This is a genomic window from Streptomyces antnestii (assembly GCF_004005495.1).
GTDB lineage: Bacteria > Actinomycetota > Actinomycetes > Streptomycetales > Streptomycetaceae > Streptomyces > Streptomyces antnestii.
In genome coordinates this window covers 32,599-53,578 of sequence record NZ_RZYA01000029.1, presented here as the reverse complement: position 1 = coordinate 53,578, position 20,980 = coordinate 32,599, and the positions used below count along the sequence as shown (strand labels likewise).

General features: G+C 72.5%; 22 protein-coding genes. 11 read left to right on the top strand and 11 right to left on the bottom strand.

Annotation, left to right across the window (positions count from 1 at the left end; translation table 11 throughout):
• Positions 1-2 precede the first annotated feature (2 nt).
• A complete protein-coding gene (locus tag EOT10_RS37465; protein ID WP_127832863.1) occupies positions 3-998 on the bottom strand; it encodes a TAXI family TRAP transporter solute-binding subunit in 996 nt (331 codons plus the stop codon).
• A gap of 147 nt (positions 999-1,145) precedes the next feature.
• On the opposite strand from EOT10_RS37465, the gene EOT10_RS37460 reads away from it, so the two are divergent.
• Positions 1,146-1,604, top strand: a complete 459-nt coding sequence (locus EOT10_RS37460) for a nuclear transport factor 2 family protein (protein WP_127832862.1) — start codon at positions 1,146-1,148, stop codon at positions 1,602-1,604.
• Positions 1,605-1,705: 101 nt separating this feature from the next.
• On the opposite strand, the gene EOT10_RS41540 is transcribed toward EOT10_RS37460, so the two are convergent.
• The 4 genes from EOT10_RS41540 to EOT10_RS37445 all read right to left on the bottom strand — a co-directional run bounded on the left by EOT10_RS41540 (position 1,706) and on the right by EOT10_RS37445 (position 4,230).
• A complete protein-coding gene (locus EOT10_RS41540) occupies positions 1,706-1,855 on the bottom strand; it encodes a hypothetical protein (RefSeq protein WP_189492605.1) in 150 nt (49 codons plus the stop codon).
• 65 nt (positions 1,856-1,920) lie between these two features.
• A complete protein-coding gene (locus EOT10_RS37455) occupies positions 1,921-2,847 on the bottom strand; it encodes an MBL fold metallo-hydrolase (protein ID WP_223281436.1) in 927 nt (308 codons plus the stop codon).
• Positions 2,844-3,389 carry a flavin reductase family protein gene (locus EOT10_RS37450; RefSeq protein WP_127832861.1) on the bottom strand — a complete coding sequence of 182 codons (546 nt, stop codon included), beginning with the start codon at positions 3,387-3,389 and terminating at the stop codon, positions 2,844-2,846. The genes EOT10_RS37455 and EOT10_RS37450 overlap by 4 nt, the downstream gene beginning before the upstream one ends.
• 55 nt (positions 3,390-3,444) lie before the next feature.
• A complete protein-coding gene (locus EOT10_RS37445; RefSeq protein WP_127832860.1) occupies positions 3,445-4,230 on the bottom strand; it encodes an SDR family NAD(P)-dependent oxidoreductase in 786 nt (261 codons plus the stop codon).
• A gap of 205 nt (positions 4,231-4,435) precedes the next feature.
• On the opposite strand from EOT10_RS37445, the gene EOT10_RS41535 reads away from it, so the two are divergent.
• The 3 genes from EOT10_RS41535 (at position 4,436) to EOT10_RS37430 (ending at position 7,522) form a co-directional block, all read left to right on the top strand.
• Positions 4,436-4,927, top strand: coding sequence for an SRPBCC domain-containing protein (locus tag EOT10_RS41535; RefSeq protein WP_189492601.1), 492 nt, complete (start codon positions 4,436-4,438; stop codon positions 4,925-4,927).
• On the top strand, positions 4,924-6,084 hold the full coding sequence (locus EOT10_RS37435) for an acyl-CoA dehydrogenase family protein (RefSeq protein ID WP_127832858.1): 1,161 nt from the start codon (positions 4,924-4,926) through the stop codon (positions 6,082-6,084). Before EOT10_RS41535 ends, EOT10_RS37435 begins: the two co-directional genes overlap by 4 nt.
• Positions 6,085-6,256: 172 nt before the next feature.
• Positions 6,257-7,522 (top strand): cytochrome P450, encoded by a 1,266-nt coding sequence (locus tag EOT10_RS37430; RefSeq protein WP_127832857.1) that lies wholly within the window; start codon positions 6,257-6,259, stop codon positions 7,520-7,522.
• A 70-nt stretch (positions 7,523-7,592) separates the two neighbouring features.
• Here EOT10_RS37430 and EOT10_RS37425 read toward each other — a convergent pair whose 3' ends face one another.
• Genes EOT10_RS37425 through EOT10_RS37415 form a run of 3 tightly spaced genes read right to left on the bottom strand, consistent with a single transcriptional unit; the run spans position 7,593 to position 9,773 of the window.
• Positions 7,593-8,162 (bottom strand): hypothetical protein, encoded by a 570-nt coding sequence (locus tag EOT10_RS37425; protein ID WP_127832856.1) that lies wholly within the window; start codon positions 8,160-8,162, stop codon positions 7,593-7,595.
• The gene (locus tag EOT10_RS37420) at positions 8,155-9,450 is read right to left on the bottom strand and encodes an NAD(P)/FAD-dependent oxidoreductase (RefSeq protein WP_127832855.1); all 1,296 of its coding nucleotides are present in this window, start codon (positions 9,448-9,450) and stop codon (positions 8,155-8,157) included. Before EOT10_RS37420 ends, EOT10_RS37425 begins: the two co-directional genes overlap by 8 nt.
• The gene (locus EOT10_RS37415) at positions 9,450-9,773 is read right to left on the bottom strand and encodes a 2Fe-2S iron-sulfur cluster-binding protein (protein WP_127832854.1); all 324 of its coding nucleotides are present in this window, start codon (positions 9,771-9,773) and stop codon (positions 9,450-9,452) included. The genes EOT10_RS37420 and EOT10_RS37415 overlap by 1 nt, the downstream gene beginning before the upstream one ends.
• A gap of 158 nt (positions 9,774-9,931) precedes the next feature.
• Here EOT10_RS37415 and EOT10_RS37410 point away from each other — a divergent pair, with 158 nt between their 5' ends.
• Genes EOT10_RS37410 through EOT10_RS37400 form a run of 3 tightly spaced genes read left to right on the top strand, consistent with a single transcriptional unit; the run spans position 9,932 to position 14,157 of the window.
• Positions 9,932-11,425, top strand: a complete 1,494-nt coding sequence (locus EOT10_RS37410; protein ID WP_127832853.1) for an MFS transporter — start codon at positions 9,932-9,934, stop codon at positions 11,423-11,425.
• Between the two features lie 21 nt (positions 11,426-11,446).
• Positions 11,447-12,874: an alpha/beta fold hydrolase gene (locus EOT10_RS37405; protein ID WP_223281435.1), complete on the top strand. Its 1,428-nt coding sequence runs from the start codon at positions 11,447-11,449 to the stop codon at positions 12,872-12,874.
• A gap of 47 nt (positions 12,875-12,921) precedes the next feature.
• A complete protein-coding gene (locus EOT10_RS37400) occupies positions 12,922-14,157 on the top strand; it encodes a cytochrome P450 (RefSeq protein WP_223281441.1) in 1,236 nt (411 codons plus the stop codon).
• 66 nt (positions 14,158-14,223) lie between these two features.
• On the opposite strand, the gene EOT10_RS37395 is transcribed toward EOT10_RS37400, so the two are convergent.
• Genes EOT10_RS37395 through EOT10_RS37385 form a run of 3 tightly spaced genes read right to left on the bottom strand, consistent with a single transcriptional unit; the run spans position 14,224 to position 17,161 of the window.
• A complete protein-coding gene (locus EOT10_RS37395) occupies positions 14,224-14,769 on the bottom strand; it encodes a VOC family protein (protein WP_127832850.1) in 546 nt (181 codons plus the stop codon).
• Positions 14,770-14,821: 52 nt separating this feature from the next.
• Entirely contained in the window at positions 14,822-15,595 is a 774-nt protein-coding gene (locus EOT10_RS37390) for an SDR family NAD(P)-dependent oxidoreductase (protein ID WP_127832849.1), read from the bottom strand.
• A 45-nt stretch (positions 15,596-15,640) separates the two neighbouring features.
• On the bottom strand, positions 15,641-17,161 hold the full coding sequence (locus tag EOT10_RS37385; protein ID WP_127832848.1) for an amino acid adenylation domain-containing protein: 1,521 nt from the start codon (positions 17,159-17,161) through the stop codon (positions 15,641-15,643).
• Positions 17,162-17,368: 207 nt separating this feature from the next.
• On the opposite strand from EOT10_RS37385, the gene EOT10_RS37380 reads away from it, so the two are divergent.
• The 4 genes from EOT10_RS37380 (at position 17,369) to EOT10_RS37365 (ending at position 20,926) form a co-directional block, all read left to right on the top strand.
• The gene (locus EOT10_RS37380; RefSeq protein ID WP_127832847.1) at positions 17,369-18,211 is read left to right on the top strand and encodes an NAD(P)H-binding protein; all 843 of its coding nucleotides are present in this window, start codon (positions 17,369-17,371) and stop codon (positions 18,209-18,211) included.
• Between the two features lie 159 nt (positions 18,212-18,370).
• Entirely contained in the window at positions 18,371-19,576 is a 1,206-nt protein-coding gene (locus EOT10_RS37375) for an NAD(P)/FAD-dependent oxidoreductase (RefSeq protein WP_127832846.1), read from the top strand.
• Positions 19,573-19,869, top strand: coding sequence for an acyl carrier protein (locus tag EOT10_RS37370; RefSeq protein WP_127832845.1), 297 nt, complete (start codon positions 19,573-19,575; stop codon positions 19,867-19,869). Before EOT10_RS37375 ends, EOT10_RS37370 begins: the two co-directional genes overlap by 4 nt.
• A 13-nt stretch (positions 19,870-19,882) precedes the next feature.
• A complete protein-coding gene (locus tag EOT10_RS37365) occupies positions 19,883-20,926 on the top strand; it encodes a ketoacyl-ACP synthase III family protein (RefSeq protein WP_127832844.1) in 1,044 nt (347 codons plus the stop codon).
• Positions 20,927-20,980 lie beyond the last annotated feature (54 nt).

The following is a 20,980-nucleotide window of genomic DNA, read 5'->3' as shown; positions in this document are numbered from 1 at the left end:
GGCTACGGCTTCACCGAGCGGTAGTAGCGCCGGGCGCCCTCGTGCAGGGCCAGCGGGTCCGTGTAGAGCGCCGTCCGCAGGTCCACGAGCTGGGCCGCGTGCACCTCGCCGCCGATGTGGTCACGGCTGTCTATCACCGTGCGGGTCACCGCCTCGGTCAGCCGGGGGTCCGCACGGTCCGTGGTGACCAGCAGGTTCGCCACGGCGAGCGTGGGGACCGAGACACCCTGCAGAGCGTCCGGATAGGCGTCCGCCGGCATCACGGCGGCCCGGTAGTAGCGGGACGCGCCGCCCTGCTGGTGGAGCGCGTCGATGAGGCTGCCGAGCTCGACGAGACGGATGGGGTACCTCTCGGACAGCTCGCGTACATGGGTCGTCGGCAGGCCGCCCGACCAGAAGAAGGCGTCGATGGCGCCGCTCCTGAGCGCCTTGGGCATGCCGTCGATGCCGGTGGACACGGGCTTCATGTCCTTCTCCAGGTCGAGCCCGGCGGCCCTTGCGACGCGCTCCGCGATGAGCCGGACCCCGGACCCCTCGCCGCCGACGGCGACCCGGCGGCCGCGCAGATCCTGGACCGACCTGATCGAGGAGGAGCGGGGCACGACGAGCTGCACGTAGTCGTCGTAGAGCCGTGCGCAGCCGCGCAGCCGGCCGGCTCCGGCGCCGCCCTGCAGCTTGTACTTCTCCACGGCGTCGGCCGCCGCGATCGTGAAGTCGGCCTTGCCCGTGGCGACCCGTTCGACGTTCTCCTGGGAGCCCTCGCTGTTGGTCAGGCGCACGTCGAGGTCCGGCAGGTCATGGCCGAGCGCGGTCCGCAGGAGTTTGCCGTAGAGCTCGTACACCCCGGTCCGCTGGCCCGTGCTGATCGTCACGCTCCCGCCCGGCGCCGGGTCGTCAAGCGGCAGCAGCCACCACGCGAGCAGCCCGAGGACCACGAGGGCGGCGGCCGAGCCTTCGAGGGCGCGGCGCCTGCTGACACGGGGGAGGGCCTGGGACATGCGGGCGATCCTGCCACTGCCCTCGCCGTGAAGGCCAGGGGCGTCGGGCGGTCACTGCGAGCGACTCTCCAGTGCCGCTGCAGCCGCGCCCGGCAGGCTGGTGGTGACGCCGGGCGGCCGGAAGGGCCGCCGCGAAGGGAGTTCGCCATGTCTCAGTCCGTCGGGACCCTCCGTCAGCAGGTCACGGGTGACCTGTACGCCGAGGTGCAGACGTTCTACGCCCAGCAGATGCGTCGGGTCGACGCCCTGGACATCGAGGGCTTCGCCGACACGTTCACCGACGACGGGGAGGTCGTCCACGCGGGCGGACAGCGCCAGAGCGGCCGGGTCGAGATGATCGCCGGGATGCGCGCGAACCTGCCCCGCTACCAGGACATCGCCGTCCGGCACTGGTTCGGTCACCTCCTCATAGAGGCCGACCCGCAGGACGAGGACACGGTGCGGGTCTCGTACTACACGCTGGTCACCCAGACCGACCGGGAGGGGAAGGTGTCCTTCCAGCCGACGTTCACCGTCGACGACGTGCTGGTGCGCCGCGACGGCCGGCTGCTGACGCGCTCCCGCGTCATCCACCGCGACAGCCCGGCCGCCCCGGCCGCTTCCTGACCGGCCCGTACCCCCCGGCCTTCCGGCACATGGCCGAGGGGCCCCTGCGACAGGGGCCCCTCGGCCATGTGCCGGGCCGGTGACATGTCCCGGGCGGGCGCTCAGTCGATGCCCCGGCAGATGTGCGGTTCACTCCCGTCGTCGTCCAGGTCCCCGGCCAGCAGCAGAGGCATCCGGCACGGCACGCCGTGGAACTCGAGGTGCGACGGCGGTGCTCCTTGCGTCTCGCGGTCCAGCAGGATCGTCTCCATCGACGACTCCTTTCAGTGCGGCGGTTTCGGCTCGTTGCGGTGGCTTTGGCCTCTCGGGTGCGGGGTCAGGCATGGCAGGAGGGCAGCGCCCCGTGGAAGGCGACCATCTCCTTGAAGGACGCGGCGACGTCGATACGGGCGCCCGGCGCGAGGCCCTCCAGTTCGGCGTACGCGCGGTGCAAGTTCCCGACCAGGCGCTCGGAGTCCAGGAGCCCGGCGAACGCGCCGAGGTCCGCCTCCTGCGCCGCCCGCAGCGGGCCCACGCCGCGCCGCAGGCCGTCCCGCGCCAGGTCCTGGAGCCAGCGGAGGTACGCCTCCGTCGCGTCGATCAGCTCGGGGCCGCCCACCGGACCGTGCCCGGGGACGACGACGGACGCGCCGAGCGCCCGCATCCGCTCCAGGGCCCGCAGCGAGCCGGTGACCGAACCCATCAGGATGTACGGGGTCACCCCCGACCACACCACGTCCCCGGTGAACAGCACCCCGCGCTCCGGCACCCACGCGATCACGTCGTTCGCGGTGTGGGCGGGGCCCACGTGCAGCAGCTCGGTACGCGGTCCGCCGTCCGCGTGCAGGGTGAGCTCGTCCCGGAAGGTGAGCGTGGGCAGGGTCAGCGGGGTCTCGCCCCACTCGACGTCCGGCCACAGGTGACGCAGGCCGAGGCCCGCCTCCTCCGTGTCGGACCGGGTGCCCGCGTGCGCCACGACGGTCGCACGCGGGACGAACTGCCCGTTGCCGAAGGTGTGGTCGCCGTGGAAGTGGGTGTTGACGACATAGTCCGGGCCGCCCGGCACCACGCGCTCCACCTCCTCCCGCAGCCGGCGGGTACGGGACTCCGTCGCCGCCGTGTCGACGAGGACCGCGAGGCCGCCGCCGGCGACGAGGCCCGCGTTGTTCAGGCACCAGCCGCCCTCCGGCTGTACGAACGCGTGGACGCCGTCGGCGACTTGGTGCAGGGTGCCCTGGGCGGCCACCGTTGTTGTGGTCGTCACGCGGCCGCCCCCTGAGGCTCGGCCGCGGGCAGACGGCCGAACTTGCCCTGGTGGAACAGGAGCGGGTCCGGGTGCGACGAGCCGCCGGACAGGGCGACGACCCGCCCGATCAGCAGGGTGTGGTCGCCCGCCGTGTACTCCGCGTCGAGCACGCACTCGACGTACGTCTCCGCGGCGGGCAGCACGGCGTTGCCGGTGACACCCTCGCGCGCGCCGAGCCGCAGCATCGCGGCGCTGCCCTCCGGCCGGTCGGGCTTGCAGAACGCGACGGCGAGGTCCAGCTGCGCCTCGGTGAGCACGTTCACGGCGAAGCTGCCCGCGTCCGAGATCCGCGGACGCATCCGGCCGGACGCCTTCACGGACACGAGGATCAGCATCGGGTCGAGCGACACCGAGGTCAGGCTGTTGAGCGTCATCACGATCGTGTCGTCGCCGCTTCCCTGGGTGAGCAGGGTGACGCCCGTCGGGAATCGGCCCATCGCGGTCCGGAACGCGGCCACGTCGGGTTCGGCCAGCGTCGCGCCGGCGGTCACAGCAGTCATGTCAGGTACTCCGTTTTCTGCTCGTCCATAGGGCGTCAGGGCCGTCAAGGTGGCGTCAGTAGTTGCCGAGTCCGCCGCAGACGTTCATGGCCTGGGCGGTGATGGACCCGGCCGTGTCCGACGCGAGGTAGCCGACGAGCCCGGCGACCTCTTCGGGGGTGGAGTAACGGCCGAGCGGGATCTTCGCGTTGAACTTCTCCTGGATCTCCTGCTCGCTGACCCCGTAGTGGCCCGCGTAGCCCTGCCGCACGCGCTGCGCCATCGGCGTCTCGACGTATCCGGGGCAGACCGCGTTCACGGTGATGCCGGTCGCGGCGAGTTCCTTGCCGACGGCCTTGGTGAAGCCGATGACGCCGTGCTTGGAGGCGGAGTACGGCGCGGCGAGCTCGACGCCCTGCTTGCCGCCGGTGGAGGCGATGTTGATGATCCGTCCCCAGGAGCCCTCGCGCATCAGGCCCGCGCTGAGCACCTCGCGGGTGACCCGGAACGTGCCGTTCAGGTTGGTCTCGATCACGTCGTCCCAGAGCGAGTCCGCAAGCTCCGCGGTCACGCCGCCACCGCCCCGGCCCGCGTTGTTGACGAGGATGTCGATGCGCCCGTACTCCGCGACGGCGGCCGCCACGGCCTCCCTGATCTGCGTCAGGGACGTCACGTCGCACGCCGCGCCGGCCACCTCGTGGCCCTGCTCGCGCTGTTCCTTGACCATGGCGGCGACGTTCTCCGCGTCACGCGCCACTCCGAACACCGCGACGCCCTGCCGGGCCAGCAGTTCGGTCACGGCCAGGCCGATCCCGCTGGTCGCACCGGTGACGAAGGCCACTCGTCGTCCCGCGTCTGTCATCGTGCTCTCCCCATCGCTCGTGCCTTCCGGTCCATGTCGGCTCGACGGTGAGCCCGTCGCCTTGCGGGTTTCTCGTACGGGGGTGGAGCCGGGGTGGAGGCCAGGTGTTCGAGCCGTACTCGACAGGGGGCCTAGCGCGGCACGTCAGCTTGGGGGCATTCGATGCCGTGGCCGGGCGGATACCTGGCCGGAGCGAGGAGGCCCCGTGCCCGAGCAGACGCAGACCCTGCCCGACGTCAGGAAGTCGGTGACCGTCGCGGCGACGCCCGGCGAGTGCTTCAAGGTCTTCACCGAGCGCCCCGCGGACTGGTGGCCGCCGAGCCACATCCTCGTGCGCAAGGAGCGGGCCGGCCTCGCCTTCGAGGGCGGCGTGGGCGGGCGCTACTACGAGTGGGACGTGGAGGGCACCGAGATCGCCTGGGGCCAGGTCCTGGAGTGGGAGCCGGGCCGCCGTGTCGTCATGACATGGCGCATCGACCCCAACTGGCAGTCCCTGCCCACCGATGACGGCGCCAGCCAGATCGAGGTCGACTTCGAGGCCGTCGACGCGGAGCACACCCTGGTCACGCTCGCCCACGTGAAGCTGGACCGGCACGGCCCCGGCGCCGAGCGGATCTTCAAGGCACTCGACGGGCCGAGCCCCGGCGAGACGCTGGAGCGCTTCGCCCGTGCCATCGCGAAGGGGTCCGCGTCGTGAGCGTCGACGTAGGCGTGATCGCCGCCCCCGATACCACCCCCGACGCCGTCCCGGATTTCGCCGACGCCGGGCTCGTCCCCGCCGCCGGCCGGCTCCGTGAGCTCGCGGCCCGCCACGCCGCCGACGCCGACACCGGCCGCGGCCTGTCCCGCGAAGTCACCGACGCGATACGGGAGGCCGGGTTCGCCCGGCACTTCGTGGCCGAGCGGTTCGGCGGCACGGAGGGCTCGTTCGAGGACCTGACCCGCGCCGTCATGACCGTCGGCGAGGGCTGTGCCGCCTCCGCGTGGTGCGCCTCGCTCGCCGCGTACTCGGCGCGCTTCGCCTCGCACCTGCCCGAGCAGGGCCATCAGGAGCTGTGGGGCGCGGGGCCCGACACGGTCGTCGCGACCGGCCTGATGCCCGCCGGGCGCGCCCGGCAGGCCGACGGCGGCTGGCGGGTCACCGGCGAGTGGGCCTACGTCAGCGCCGTCGACTTCGCCGACTGGGTGATGGTCTGCGCGGCCGTCGCCGGCGGCGAGGGCCCTCCGCAGCTGCGCTTCTTCACGCTGCCGCGGGGCGCGTACACGGTGCGCGAGACCTGGGACAGCGTGGGGATGCGGGCCACCGGCAGCCACACGGTCGTCGTCGACGACGTCTTCGTGCCGGCGCACCTGACCTTCGACCGCGCCGACATGCTCACCGGCCGCAACGGCTTCTCCGGGGTGTCCGCCCACAACGTGCCCTTCCAGGCGGTGGGCGGCCTCACCTTCATCGCCCCCGTCGTCGGCGCCGCCACCGGCGCGCTCGCCGCCGCCGCGGGGTCGATCACCGGACGCCGCCGCAACCAGACGGCCGAGCTGACCGTCGTGCGCGCCTCCGGCCGGATCGACGCCGCCCGCCACCTCGTCGAGGAGAACGCCCGGGTCCTGGACCGGCGCCTTTTCACCCCCGAACACATGGCGCGCAACGAGCGCAACGCCACCTTCGCCGCCGAGATCCTCCGCGAGGCCGTGACGCTGCTGGTCGGCGCCGCCGGAACCGGTGGCCTCGGCGAGGGGCACGCGCTCCAGCGCTTCTGGCGCGACATCACGTCGGCGACGAGCCACGTGGCGCTGCAGTACGACACCGCCGCCCGCAAGAACTACTCGGCGGTGCTGCTCGGCCCGGAGGGCTGAGCTCGCGCACACCTGGCACAGGGGGCGTCCGGCACCACGGACGCCCCCTGTGCCATGCCCCGGGACATCCCTTGGAGCGTCCCCAACCTGCTCTAGTTCAGGGCGACTTGGCCTCCATCGGCCGTCCGTACCGTGAGATCCGACCCGTAACGTCCCAAGCGGAGGATCTATCGTGACAGTCACCCAGGAGACAGCCAGCCAGGAGACGGCGCCCCAGGGCGCCGGCTGCCCGGTGGCGGGCGAGTTCCCCTTCAGCGGTTCGAGTTACCGCGGCCCCGCCCCGGCGTACGCCCAGTTGCGCGCCGGGCAGCCGGTGGCGAAGGTGCCCACCGCGGGAGGTGTGGACGCCTGGCTGGTCACCCGTTACGAGGACGTGCGGCGGCTCTCCGCCGACCCCCGGCTCAGCCGGGCCCAGGCCTGCGGCGAGGGGGCGCCCCGCGTGGGCGGCACGATGCACACCACGCCGGAGATGATCATCTCCCTCGACGCGCCCGAGCACTCCCGGCTGCGCAAGCTGGTGGCCGGCGCGTTCACGATGCGGCGGGTCGAGCGGATGCGGGAGAACGTCCAGAAGGTCACGGACGAACTCCTCGACGACATGGCGGCCAAGGACGGCGTCGTCGACCTCGTGCAGCAGCTCTGTGTGCCGCTCCCGCTGACCGTCATCGGCGAGCTCCTCGGCGTACCGGCCAAGGACCTGCGGCAGTTCGAGCAGTGGGCGCGCGCCTTCGCCACCGTCGACGACCGGGCGGGCGGCGAGGAGTCCCTGCACGCGCTCGGCAAGCTCAGCGAGTACATCGTCGGGCTCATCGCCGACAAGCGCGCCAACCCCACCGACGACATGCTGTCCGAGCTGATCGCGGCCCGCGACGACGACGACCGGCTCAGCGAGCCCGAGCTGGTCACCTTCGGCTTCACGCTGATCGGCGCCGGCTTCGACACCACCGCGAACCAGCTCGCCAACTCCGTCCTCGCGCTCCTCGTGGACCACCACGACCAGTGGAACTACCTCGTCGAGGACCGCTCCCGCATCCCGCGCGCCGTCGAGGAACTCCTGCGCCACGTCAACCTGTTCGCCACCGACACCTCCGGCTTCCCCCGGATCGCCGCCGAGGACATCGAGGTCGGCGGCGTGACGATACCCAAGGGCGACGCCGTGCTCCTCTCGCTCGCGTCGGCCAACCGGGACGCGGAGGTCTTCGCCGAGCCCGACCGGCTCGACCTGGCCCGGGAGCGCAACCCGCACATCTCCTTCGGCCACGGCATGCACTACTGCCTCGGCAAGCACCTGGGCCGGATGGAGATGGAGATCGCCATCGACGGCCTGGTACGGCGCTTCCCCGACCTGCGGCTCGCGGCCCCCGAGAGCGAACTGCCCTGGCACGAGGGCGAGATCAACCACACGCTCACCAGCCTTCCGGTTGTCCGGGGCGCGTGAGTACGACAGACACACGGAAAAGGTCCCGGCCCCCCGAGGGGGACCGGGACCTTTCCCGTACGGGTGGCCGTCAGGAGGACGGCACCGGGGAGACCCAGTCGGCCGTCGTGTCGACGCTGATCGGACCCTGCGGGACGCCGCCCGGCTTGTCGGTGACGAACGCGTACGCGACCGTGCTGAAGCTCTTGCCCGATATCCGGCCCAGGTGCACGGCCTGCACGTCGCCGGGGACGGCGCCGCCGACCGGGACGCCGGGGTGGGCGATGTAGAACGAGATGGTGCCGTCGCTCCTCGCGTTCCAGAAGCCGCGCTCGGTGTACATCGGCTGGCCGTTCTCGTCCAGCGGGCCCGGGGCCGACAGCTGGTGGTCCGGGGTGAACGTGAACCGCGCGTTCACCACCGACGTACCGCCGTCGGGGGTGTGGATCGTCACCGTCAGGTCCCACACGCCGGCGAGCGAGACGTTCGTGCCGGGACGGGCGGTCTCGCCCGCCGAGGCCGAGGCGACACCGAAGCCGGCCAGCAGCGCGAGCACGGCCAGCCAGACGCCGATGACCCGCAGGGCGACCGGGCGCGAGAGCCGGGACGGCGCGGGAGAGGTGAGAGTCGTGCCCTCGGGCGCCGACGGGATTTCAGGCATGGACGGACTGCCTTTCCTGAGTGGTGGTGTTGGTGGAGCGGGAGGGTGACGCGGCCTGCGTACGGGGGAGCTTCTTCAGGTCGAAGCCCGGCTCCCGGGCCGTCGCCGGTGTCAGCTGTGTGCCGTTGGTCAGCAGCCGGCGGGCGATGCCGTGGTCCGCCGGACGGTTCATGGACTCGACGCCGATCAGCCGGCCGCCCCGGAAGCACAGGACGGAGAACCGTCCCTCGTCCGGGTCGCCGACGGTCACGGTCTCGTCGTGCGCGGCCGTGAGCCCGGCCATCTGGAGCCGCATCGCGTACTGCTCGGACCAGAACCAGGGCACGGCGGCGTACGGGTACGGCTCGCCGCAGATCCCGGCGGCCACGCAGCGCGCCTGGTCGGTGGCGTTCTGGACGGACTCCAGACGGATGTGGCGGCCGGCGTGCGGGCTCGGGAAACGGGCGGCGTCACCGACCGCGTAGATGTCCGGGTCCTCGGTCCGCAGCCGCTCGTCGACGACGATGCCGTCGCCGACGACCAGGTCGGCGCCGAGCGCGACGCCGGTGTTGGGCAGGACCCCGACACCGACCACGACGAGGTCGGCGGCGATCCGCTCGCCGTCCCCGAGCTCCATGACCTGGACCCGGCCCTCCGCGTCGCTGTACAGGGCGGACACCTCGCGGCCGAGCAGCACCCGCACCCCCTGGGCGCGGTGCTCGGCCACGACCCGGTCCGACATCTGGGGCGTCAGCGCGCGGGCCAGCGCCCTCGGCTGCGCCTCGACCACGGTCACCTCGTGGCCGAGGCCCCGCGCGGTGGCCGCCACTTCGAGGCCGATGAACCCGGCGCCGACCACGACGACACTGCGCGGCGGCCCGCTGAGCCGCAGCCGCAGGTCCTCCGCGTCGGCCAGACCGCGCAGCGTCAGCACGCCGGTCAGCGCGGCGCCGGGCACGGGCAGGGTGCGCGGGCGGCAGCCGGTCGCGAGGACCAGCGCGCCGTACGGCAGCCGAAGGCCCGACTCGAGGAGGACGGTGCGGCGCTCCCGGTCGACCGAGGTGACCCGGTCGCCCGCGAGGAGTTCGATGTCCTGCGCGGCGTAGAACGACGGCGGGCGCAGCGCGATGTCGGCGGCCGGCACCGTGCCGGCGAGATAGCCCTTGGACAGCGGTGGGCGGTCGCAGGGGCCGGACGGCTCGTCGCCGACGAGCGTGATCCGGCCTTCGTAGCCGCGGCCGCGCAGGGCCGCAGCCGTCTCCAGGCCCGCCTGGCCCGCGCCGACGACGACCACCGAGTGCGGCGCCATCAGCTCTGCGCCTCGGGCAGGTGGACAAGGAGGCCGTCCAGGTCGTCGGAGACCGGCAGCTGGCAGCTCAGCCGGCTGAACTCGGTGCGCTCGCACGCCGTGCCGTACAGCACGTCGTCCTCGACGGAGTCCATCTCCGGCAGCACGACGGTGCTCTCGGCGTCGACGTACACATGGCAGGTGCCGCACTGGGCGGAGCCGCCGCACTGGGCCTCGATGCCGTCGACGTTGTTGAGCTTCGCCGCGCGCATGACCGTGTTGGGCGCCTCGACGTCGAGGATGGTGACGGTGCCGTTCGGATGCTTGTAGGTGATCTTGGCCATGGCGAGCTCTCCTCGTGGAATATCGGCCATCCGTGCGGAGGTACCGCACGGACTGTGGCGAGCAGCCCTGCAATCGCGGTGGAGGCACTCTCGATCGCCTGTGCGGGCTCGACCGGGTCGCTACCGGCGGTCGATCGGTCCGGCGCAGCGTGCCCGCCATGACTGTCACCGATCGGACCGCGAAGACGGCCGCCGAGCCCGGCGGGGGTGGTGCGGGGCACCGGCTCACCCTCGTCCTGGCCGCCTGCTGCCTGGGCCAGTTCATGAACGTGCTGGACGCGTCGGTGGTGAACGTGGCGCTGCCCGTCATCGCCGCCGACCTGCACTTCACCCAGCACAACCTGCAGCTCGTGAACAACGCCTACACGGTGGTCGTCTGCGGCTTCCTGCTGCTCGGCGGGCGCCTCGCGGACCTGTTCGGCCAGCGCCGGATCTTCCTGTGCGGGGCCGGCCTGTTCACCCTGGCCAGCCTCGTCGGGGGAGCCGCGGACGCGCCGGTGACCCTGGTCCTCGCCCGCGCCTTCCAGGGGCTAGGCGCCGCCGTCATGGCGCCCGCCACCCTCACCGTGCTCGGCACGACATTCACCGAACCGGCCGCCCGCGCACGGGCGTTCGGCTGGTGGAGCGCCGTCTCGGGGGCCGCGGGCGCGATCGGCGTACTGGCCGGCGGCGTCATCATCGAGTGGCTGTCGTGGCGCTGGATCTTCCTGGTCAACGTCCCGATCGGGCTCGTGCTGCTCGCCGGCGTCCGCTGGGTCGTCCCCGAGACCCGCCCCCGCCGCACCGGCACGCGGGGCAGCGGGCTCGACCTGCCCGGCGCCGTGACCGTCACCCTCGGCCTGATGTCCGCCGTCTACGGCGTCTCCCAGTACGCCACGCACGGCTGGGGGTCACCACGGGTGCTCGGCCCGCTGCTCGCCGGAGCGCTCCTGCTCACCGCCTTCCTGGTGATCCAGGCCAGGTTCGCCCGGCACCCCCTGGTGCCGCTCGGCATCTTCCGCAACCGTTCGGTCGCCGCCGCCAACCTCGTGGCCTTCTTCGGCATCGCCGCCCTCTTCAGCACCTTCTACTTCTTCACGCTCGTCCTCCAACAGGTGCTCGGCTACAGCCCGTTGCGCACCGGACTCAGCTACCTGCCGCTCTCGCTCGGCATGGCCCTGGGGGGCTGGGGGATCGCGCCCCTCGTGCCGAGGACGGGCCCGCGCCCGATCCTGCTCGGCGGTCTCACCCTCGCCGCCGGAGCCCTGTTCTGGCTGTCCATGGCGGACGCGGGCGCCGGCTACCTCGCCGACGTGCTCGGCCCCTGCGTGCTCCTCGGCTCGGGGATGGGCGCGGTGCTCAACGCCACGACGAACGCCGCCACCGCGGGCCTCGCCCCGCACCAGGCAGGACTGGCCTCCGGGCTCCTCAACACGACCCGCCAACTCGGCAGCGCCGTCGGCCTGGTGACCCTGGCCGCCCTGTCCGCGGCCCGCGTCGACGCCCGGACCGGGGCCGGGGCGGGCATCGTCGAGGCGCGGGCCGCCGGCTACGGCCTGGCCCTCACCGGAGCCGCCGTGTTCGCCCTCGCCGGGCTGGTGGCCGCGCTCTTCGTCCCGGTCCGGAAGCAGTCCAGTACCCCTCAAGGCGACACCGAGAAAGTTGCCGCCTGACGAGAACGGAGGTTTGCGGTGGTGAGCACGTTCCACACTCGGCGGCCGAACTGGTCGCCCGCACCGGACACGGACCACGTCGAACACGCGACGATCGAGGTCCCCCGCGACTACGCCGAACCGGAGGGCGAGCGGATCACTCTCGCCCTCACCCGCCGCCGCGCCACCGACCCGGCCCGGCGGCGTGGCATCCTGCTGGCCGTCAACGGCGGACCCGGCGGCGACTGGGGCCGCGGCCGCGACCTGCCGGCCGCCTACGCCGGCACCCCGCTCCAGGAGGTGTACGACCTCATCGGCTTCGACCCGCGCGGCATCGGCGAGTCGACCAACCTGTACGCCGAAGTCACCGTCCCCAAGGCCCCGTTCGACTCCCGCCCGCCGGACGACGCCTTCGCGGCGCTCGCTGAGGACATGCGGCTGCGCGAGGAAGCCTGCGCCCGCGCCGGCGGCGACCTGCGCCCGCACATCAGCACCCGCAACACGGCCCGCGACATGGACGTGATCCGCGCCGCCCTCGGCGAGGAGAAGATCAGCTTCGTCGGGTACGCCTACGGGGCCTACGTGGGCGCCGTCTACGGCAGCCTCTTCCCGGCCGCCCTCGACCGGCTCGTGCTCGACTCCTGCGTGGGACCCGACTGGACCTGGCGCGAACAGTTCCTCCAGCAGGGCGACGCCGTCCAGCGCAATGTCGACCTGTGGGCCCGCTGGGCCGGCGAGCGGCACGGCACCTTCGGCGCGGGCAGCACCCCCGAGCAGGTGCTCAGCACCGTCGAGGAAGTGGTCACGGCACTGGAGGCGCTCCCGGAGGACGGGGTGCGGCTGCGGACCCTGTTCGACGGCGCCGTGGGCAACCGCGCCGCCGACCGCGGCCAGTGGGAGACGCTGGGCACGCTCGTGTCGGGGCTGCACCGCGCGGCCGGCGCCGGAGACCGCGACGCCTGCCGTGAACTCCTCGCCGAACAGGGCACCTGGCGCCCCGCGGACAGCGAGGGCGACCTGCGCGTCGGCGTCCTGGAGGCCATCACCCTCGAACACGCCTGGCCCGCCGACCTGGAGGTCTACTACCAGGACATGCGGGACTTCCGGAAGCGGTTCCCGTACGGCTACGGCGTGCTGCGCGCCCAGCCGTGGGTCGGCGCCTTCCGCGCGTTCGAGGCCCCCGAGGAGCCGGTCGCCCTCACCCGCGACGGCTACCCCGTGGGCCTGATCGTGCAGGCCGACGGCGACCCCATGGACCACTACGACGGCGGCGTGGCCATGGCGGAACGCCTCGGCCACCATCTGCTCACCGTCGAGGACTCGGGGGAGCACGAGGTGTTCGTCCTCGGCGGCAACCCGCACGTCGACGCCGTCGTCCACGCCTATCTCGTGGACGGCACGCTGCCCCCCGCCCGCTCCGCCTGCCCGGGCCGCACCCCGCGCCCGGACGTCCCCGCCGACGCCGCCTGAGACCGGCGTCGCCCAACCGTGCTCCCTGTGGAGGTGCTGTCTTGAACGTGACCGAAGAGGTCCAGGAGACACAGGTGTTCCCCCTCGCCGGTTCGTCCTACCGCTGCCCCGCTCCGCAGTACGCGCGGCTGCGGGCCGAGGCTCCGGTCGTCCGCGTGCGGACGGAAGGCGGCGTGGACGCCTGGCTCGTGACCGCGTACGACGAGGCCAGGGAAGCGCTCGCGGACCCCCGCCTCAGCCGCGCCGAGACCGTCAAGCCGGACGCGCCCCGGATCGGCGGGGCGATGACCTCGACGCCCGACATGATCATTTCGATGGACGGTGACGAGCACGCGCGGCTGCGCAGGCTCGCCGCCGGGGCGTTCACCGCCCGGCGCATCGAGCAGATGAGGCCGGGTATCCAGCGGATCGCGGACGAGTTGCTCGACCCGCTCGCCGCGTCCGCGTCCGCCTCGTCGGGGCCGGTCGACCTCGTCGAGCGGTTCACCGTGCCGATGCCGCTCACCGTCATCGGGCAACTGCTCGGCGTTCCTATGGAGGTGCTGTGGCTCTTCGCCGCGCACGCGCGGGACTTTGTCACGGTGGACGACCAGGGGGAGGACTCCGACTCGGTCAACGGCCTGGCGAAGCTGACCGAGTCCATGGTCGACGTCGTCGCGCAGAAGCGCGCCCACCCCGCCGAGGATCTGCTGTCCGACCTCATCGCTGCCCGGGACAGCGGTGACCGGCTCAGCGAACAGGAACTGGTGACGTTCGCCTTCACCCTCATCGGCGCCGGCTTCGACACCACCGCCAACCAGCTGGCCAGTTCGGTGCTCGCGCTCATCGCGCACCACCGCGACCAGTGGAACTGGCTCGCCGAGGACCGCTCCCGGATCCCGCGGGCCGTCGAGGAACTGCTGCGCCACGTCAACCTGTTCTCCACCGACTCGGCCGGCAACCCCCGGATCGCGGTCGAGGACCTGGAGCTCGGCGGGGTGCGGATAGCCAAGGGCGACGCGGTCGTGATCGCCATCTCGGCGGCCAACCGGGACGGGCGCGTGTTCCCCGACCCGGACCGCCTCGACCTCGCCCGCACCCCCAACCCGCACCTGTCCTTCGGGCATGGCATGCACCTGTGCCTGGGCAAGCAACTGACCCGCATGGAGCTGGAGATCGCCGTCGACGGCCTCGTGCGGCGCTTCCCCGACCTCTCCCTCGCCGTGCCCGAGAGCGAGGTCCCCTGGCACCTGGGCGGTATCAACCACGCCCTGGAGACCCTGCCGGTCAGCCTGCGCGGCTGAGCGGAACCGGAACAGCGAAGAGCCCCGCCTTCCTCGGAGGCGGGGCTCTTCGCTGTGCGCAGGGCGTCAGCCGATGGGCGCGTCCTGCTGCACGGCCGCCGGGTCCGCCCCTGCGATCCACGCGTCCATCGACGGCTTCATGAGCTTGTTCAGGAGCTCGATCCTGATGCCGCCGAGGCCCCGGTGGTAGACCCACATCAGCTTGCCGTCGGCCTCGAAGTCGTTGGAGGCCTCCACACCGAAGCCGAGCGCGTCGAGCGCCGCCGACATCTCCACGATGCGCTCGTCCTCGGCCCAGTACCCCACGTGGTGGGCGCCGTTGCTGCCGTCGGACACCCACACCGTCCCGGGGATGGCCTCCACGAGTTCGAGCCGGGGCTCGTCCAGGGACAGCGCGAAACGCTGCGAGGCGTGCTGGAGGACACCGTCCGCGGCGCGCGCCGTCACCTCCAGTTCCATGACGGTGGTCCAGCGGTAGCCGGCGAGTTCACCGAGCGTCTTCATCGCCAGGTCGAGGTCCTCCACCACCAGTCCGGTGTGGAACAGGTCCTGAGGGCTGAGGACCGGGGCCGCCGCCGGCCCGTCGTCGTGCCGGTCCGTGGTCTGCGGCATGAGTGTGCCGTCCTTTCTTCCGGGCTCGCTCTTGAAGGGGAGGTTGCGGGGGTTAGACCTGGCGGGCCCGTACGAGGTCGGCGCCGCCGTCCATCGTCAGGATCTGGCCCGTCATCCACGCGCTGCTCGGGGCCGCGAGCAGGGTGATCCACTGCGAGACGTCCTCGGGGACGCCGGTCACGCCCAGGGGCACGGACTTGGCCGCCTGGGCGAAGAGTTCGTCGACCTGCTCCGTGGTCATGCCGTGGCTCTCGTACACCTCGGTACGCACCCAGCCCGGGGCCACCGCGTTGACGCGGATCCCCTTCGGGGCGAGTTCAAGGGCCCAGGAACGGGTGAAGGTGTTCACGGCGGCCTTGCTCGCCGCGTACACGGAGGCCATCGGCGTCGGGTTGTGGCCCGCCGGGCTGGTCACGAACACGATGCTGCCGCCGGGCGAACGCAGGCTCGGCAGCAGCCGGTTGGTGAGGATGACGGTGCCCAGGACGTTGATGTCGAAGAGGTCGCGCGCGGCGTCGGCGTCGATCTCCCCGGCGGCGCCGATGGTGTGCACACCGGCGTTGTGCACCAGCACGTCGAGGGTGCCGCCCATCGCGTCCACCGCCTCGGCGACGGTGTCCGCGCCCTCCCGGGTGCTGACGTCGGCCTGGACGGGGACGAGGGCCGGGTGCAGCGCCGCCGCCTCGGCCAGTTTCTCGGCCCGGCGCCCGGTGATGATCACGCCGGCGGCGCCCTGCTTGGCGAAGTCGAGAGCGGTGGCCAGGCCGATGCCGGTGGCACCGCCCGTGACCACGACGTACTGGTTGGTGAACGGCTGGATGGTCATGCTCCGCCTTTCGGTTCGGACATATGCGACTCAAGCGTTTCGGTGTCAGACGTAGATGGACCTGGACGTCCAGTCGGGGGTGGGCAGTGCCTTGCGGTCGGTCTTGCCGTTGCCGGTGATGGGCAGTTCGGCCAGGGCGACGAAGGCGGCCGGGATCATGTGCTCCGGGACGCGCTCGCGCAGGTAGGACCGCAGCGCACGCCGGTCGAGGCCGTCGCCGTCCGGCACCACCCACGCCACGAGGCGGCGGTCCGCCAGATGGCTCTCACGCACGCCGACCGCTGCGCTGCGCACCTGCGGATGCCCGGCCAGGGTGCTCTCCAGCTCCCCGGGCTCGATACGGAAGCCGCGCAGCTTGAACTGGTCGTCGTTACGGCCGAGGAACTCGATGACGCCGTCGGGGCGCCGCCTGGCCAGGTCACCGCTGCGGTAGAAGCGGCCGGCCGAACTGTCCCAGGGCGCCGTGACGAAGGCCTTCGCCGTGAGGTCCGGTCGCCGCCAGTAGCCACGGGACACCCCGGCGCCGCCGATCCACAGCTCGCCCGCCTCGCCGTCGGGCACGGGCCGCCCCGCGTCCCCGACGATGCGGACGTCGACGTTCTGCAGCGGGGTGCCGATCGGCACGGACTGGCCGAGGTCCTCGTGCGCGCCGATGCGGTGACAGACGGCGAACGTGGTGGTCTCCGTGGGCCCGTAGCCGTTGACGATCACACAGCCGGGCACCGCCGAGCGCAGCTCGTCGATGTGCGGGACGGAGAGCACGTCGCCGCCCGCGAGCACCGCGCGCAGCCCCGCGAACGCCTTGACGTCCACGTCGATCTGCCGGTGGAAGAGCGCGGCGGTCAGCCAGAGCACGGTGATGCCCTCGCCGTGCAGCAGGGCGCCGAGCTCCTCGGCCGGGACCTGCTGGCCGGGAGCGAGCACGAGCCGGGCGCCGTTGAGGAGGGCGCCCCAGATCTCGAAGGTGGCGGCGTCGAAGGCGACGGGGGCCAGCTGCAGGACGCGGTCGTCCGGGCCCAGGTCGACGTAGTTGGGCTCCGTGACGAGGTTGGTGATGTTGCGGTGCTCGACCATCACGGCCTTCGGACGGCCCGTGGACCCCGACGTGTACATCAGGTACGCGAGGTCGTCCGGCCGGACGGTGTACGTCTCCGGGGGAGCGGCGGCGTCCGGCGCGGGGCGGGCGGGCACGTGCAGCACCGGCACCCCGTACGGGGCGAAGCGCTCCGCGTCGTCCGGCTCGCACAGCACGGCCCGTACGCCCGCGTCCTCGAAGACCTCGGCGACGCGCTGGGCGGGATCCGTGGGACCGATGGGCACGAACGCGGCGCCGGCGCCCAGGATGCCGAGCAGCGCCGCGATCAGCTCCGGCGAGCGGTCCAGGCAGACGGCGATCCGGTCGCCGGGCGCCGTCGAGAAGCCGTCCCCGTCGACGAGCCGGCGCGTGACCTCGCGGGCCCAGCGGTCGAGCCCGGCGTAGGTGAGGCGGTCGTCACCGGCGCAGACCGCCACGGTGTCGGGGGCGTCGGCGACCCGACGGCGAAACGCTGCGACTACCGATGTCATCGGTCTGTCTCCTCTCGAAGTCCCGGGGCGGCAGGGTCCTCCGGCGGGCTCGACTGCCGGTGGAACCGGACGTATGCGCACCCGGGTCGAGGCAGGCACGAGTACCGCCCGTTTTCATGAACTGCCGGCTCCGCTTAGGGCCTGACGGAAACCTCGCCGGGCCTCCCCACCGTCCGGACCGGCACCGCACTCGACGGGAGTACCTCCGTGACCATCCTTGTAACCGGTGCACGCGGCAATGTCGGACGCCGCGTCCTGGAGCGCCTGCACGCCGCTGGGCACACCCTGCGCGCATCGAGCCGCACACCTGAGGAGTTGAGCGTTCCGGCCGGTGTGGACGCCGTCCGGCTCGACCTGAACCGTCCCGCCACCTTCGACGCCGCGCTGAGCGGCGTGGACAAGGCGTTCCTCTACGCCGAGTCCGAGGGGGCCAAGGAGCTGTTCGCGGCCGCCGCCCGCGCCGGTGTCCGGCAGATCGTCCTGCTGTCCTCCTCCGCGGTCTCCGGGCCGCACGCCGGGACCGACGCCCTTGCGGTCGCTCACGCGGCGGTCGAGTCCGCCCTGGAGGCGTCCGGGGTGCCCCGCACGGTCCTGCGGCCCGGCGCGTTCGCGAGCAACGCGTTCGGCTGGAGCCACGCCGTCCGGGCCGGAGCACCCGTACGGATCCCCTTCCCCGACGCCCACACCGCGCCGATCCACGAGGACGACATCGCCGACGTGGCCGTCGCCGTGCTCGACGGCGACGCGTACCTCGGCAGGACGCTCGACCTCACCGGACCGCGGTCCCTCACGTTCCGCGAGCAGCTCGGCATCCTCGCCGGCGCCCTCGGCCGCGACATCCCTGTCCAGGAGCTGACGCGGGATCAGGCGGTTGAGGAAATGGGGCAGTTCGTGCCCGCGCCCATCCTCGCCTCGCTGCTCGACCAGTGGGCCGAGGGCGTCGGCCGGCCCGCCACGGTCCTCGACGCCGAGCGCGTCACGGGCCGCCCCGCCCGGACCTTCGAGCAGTGGGCACGCGAACACCTGGGCGCGTTCACCGCCCAGGACTGAGCCGAAAAGGCCCTCACGCAGCCCCGGCCGTCCGGTCGAGCGGGTCTCAAGAACAGGCTGCGAAGGTGCCCTCAGATTGCCCCGAACCCCGGTGGGCCGGGCGACACCGCCCGGCCCACCGCCGAACCGCGGGGCATGTCCGTGACTTGGAGGTCCGGAATGTACGACGTCATCGTGGTGGGGGCTCGCGTCGCGGGTGCCGCCTCCGCACTGCTCCTGGCGCGGGCGGGCCATCGGGTGCTGCTCGTCGACCGGGCGCGGTTCCCCAGCGACACACTGTCCACGCACTACATCCACCAGCCCGGCATCGCACGGCTCGACCGCTGGGGCGTCCTGGACGCCGTCCGTGCCACCGGGTGCCCGGCCCTCGACCGGACCGTCTACCAGGTCGGCGACGACGTCCGCCTCGACGGCGGCACGGTCCCCCACGAGGGCCAGTCGGCCGCGTACGCGCCGCGCCGCTACCTGCTCGACCAGATCCTGGTCGACGCCGCGGTGGCCGCCGGGGCGGAGTTCAGGGACGGCTGCTCGGTGTCAGGCCTCGTCTTCGACGGGGACCGCGTCGTCGGCGTCAAGTGCCGCTCCGCGGACGGCCGGCCGGTCGAGGAGCGGGCCCGCCTGGTCGTGGGCGCCGACGGGATGCGCTCGGCCGTGGCCCGCGCCGTCGAGGCCCCGTACACCGTGCAGGACCCGCTGATGTCCTGCATCTACTTCACGTACTGGCAGGGCATCAAGTCGCAGTTCGAGCTCTATGAGCGGCCCGGCCGCTGGATCGGCGCGATACCGACCAACGACGACGCCACCCTGATCGCCGCCTACTTCCCGCAGTCCGAGTTCAACCGGGTGCGCGGCGACGCCCTCGACAACTACCTGGAGAACATCCGCACCACCGCGCCCGGCCTGTACGAGCGCGCGATGGACGGCGGCGAGCGCGTCGAGCGGCTGCGCGGCACCGGGGACCAGCAGAACTTCTTCCGGCAGCCGAGCGGACCCGGCTGGGCCCTGGTCGGTGACGCCGCCCACCACAAGGACTCGATCACCGCGCGCGGCATCAGCGACGCCTTCCTCCAGGCCGACCTGCTCGCCGCCTCGGTCGCCGGCGTCCTCGACGACCCGGCCCGGCTCGCCGAGGGCCTTGCCCGGTACGGGGAGCAGCTCCAGGACGACCTCTTCGAGGGGTACCGCAACACCCTCTTCGTGAGCCGCCTCGAAGTGACACCCGACCGGCTCGCGATGCTCCGGATGATCCAGCACTCCCCGGACCTGACGGAGCGCTACTTCGCGGTGGCCGCCGGCGGCATGTCCGTCGACGAGCTGTACGACGAGGAACTGCACGACCGGCTCGAGACGGAGGCGGCGGCATGACGACCGCTCAGCCCCCGGCGCACGACCACCCCACCCCGCAGACGCGCGAGACGACGGAGGCCCCGATGACCGTAACGCAGTGGGAGAACGAACTGCGGCTGCTGTTCGCGGAGGTGCTCGGCATGCCGGACGTGGACGCGGACGACAGCTTCTTCGACCTGGGCGGGCACTCGCTCCTGGCGTCCAAGCTGACCCGGCGCGTCCAGGAGGCCTTCGGCGTCAAGGTCCCGGTGCGCCGCATCTACCAGGTACCCACCCCCGCCACCCTCGCCGCCTACCTGCACGCGGCCTGAAGGAGACACTCACATGCGCTGGAACAACCTGTACGTCGCCGGAGTGGGCGGCTACCTGCCCGAGCGGATCGAGACCGCGCAGGAGGCGATCGCCGCGGGCCGCTACACGGAGCAGAAGCAGTCCCTGAACGGATTCCGCTCGGTCCACATCGCCGCCGACCACGAGACGGGCCCCACGATGGCGGCCGAGGCGGGACGCCGTGCGGTGGCCAGGTCGGGGCACGGACACGACGAGTTCGGGCTCGTCCTGCACAGCTACATAGGCCACCAGGGCCTCGACTTCTGGACGCCCGCCAGCTTCGTGCAGCGCGAGACGGTCGGCGGCAGCGGACCGGCCTTCGAGATCAAGCAGGGCTGCAACGGCATGCTGGCCGCCTTCGAGGTCGCCGCCTCGTACGTGACCTCGCGCCCCGACGTCACCGCCGCCCTCATCACCGGCGGCGACGCCTTCCGGATGCCCTACATCGACCGGTGGGGCTCGGACGAGCAGAACGTCGACGGTGACGGCGCGGCCGCCCTCGTCCTGTCCTCCCGCGGCGGCTTCGCCCGGGTCCGCGCCACCTACTCGCACGCGGACCCGTCGCTCGAACCGATGGGCCGCAGCGGCGCGAGCTGGACCGACGCCCCGTTCTCGGGCGGCGCGCCGGTCGGCGTCAGCGAACGCAAGTCGGACTACCTCCTCGCCGAGGACATGGACTTCGACGACGCGATCGAGAAGATCTCCTCCAGCGTGCAGCTGTCCATGAAGCAGGCGCTGCACGAGGCCGAGGTGGAGCTGTCCGACGTCCGGTTCTTCCTGCACCAGAACCTGGCGCTCTCCATCGTGACCCACGGTCTCTACGGCCTGCTCGGCGTCGACCGGGACCGCACGACCCACGAGTGGGGCCTGTCGACGGGCATGGTCGGGACCGCCGACCCGGTCCTCGGCCTCAACCGCGTGATGGAGACGGGCGACCCGAAGCCCGGGGACCTCGTCGTCCTCCAGGCGGCCGGCGCCGGCTACGTCTGGACCACGACCGTCCTGGAGATCCTCGACGTCCCGGACTGGGCGAACTGAGCACGGACACGGCGGGGGAGAGGCCGAGGGCGGTCTCTCCCCCGCCGTGTCCGT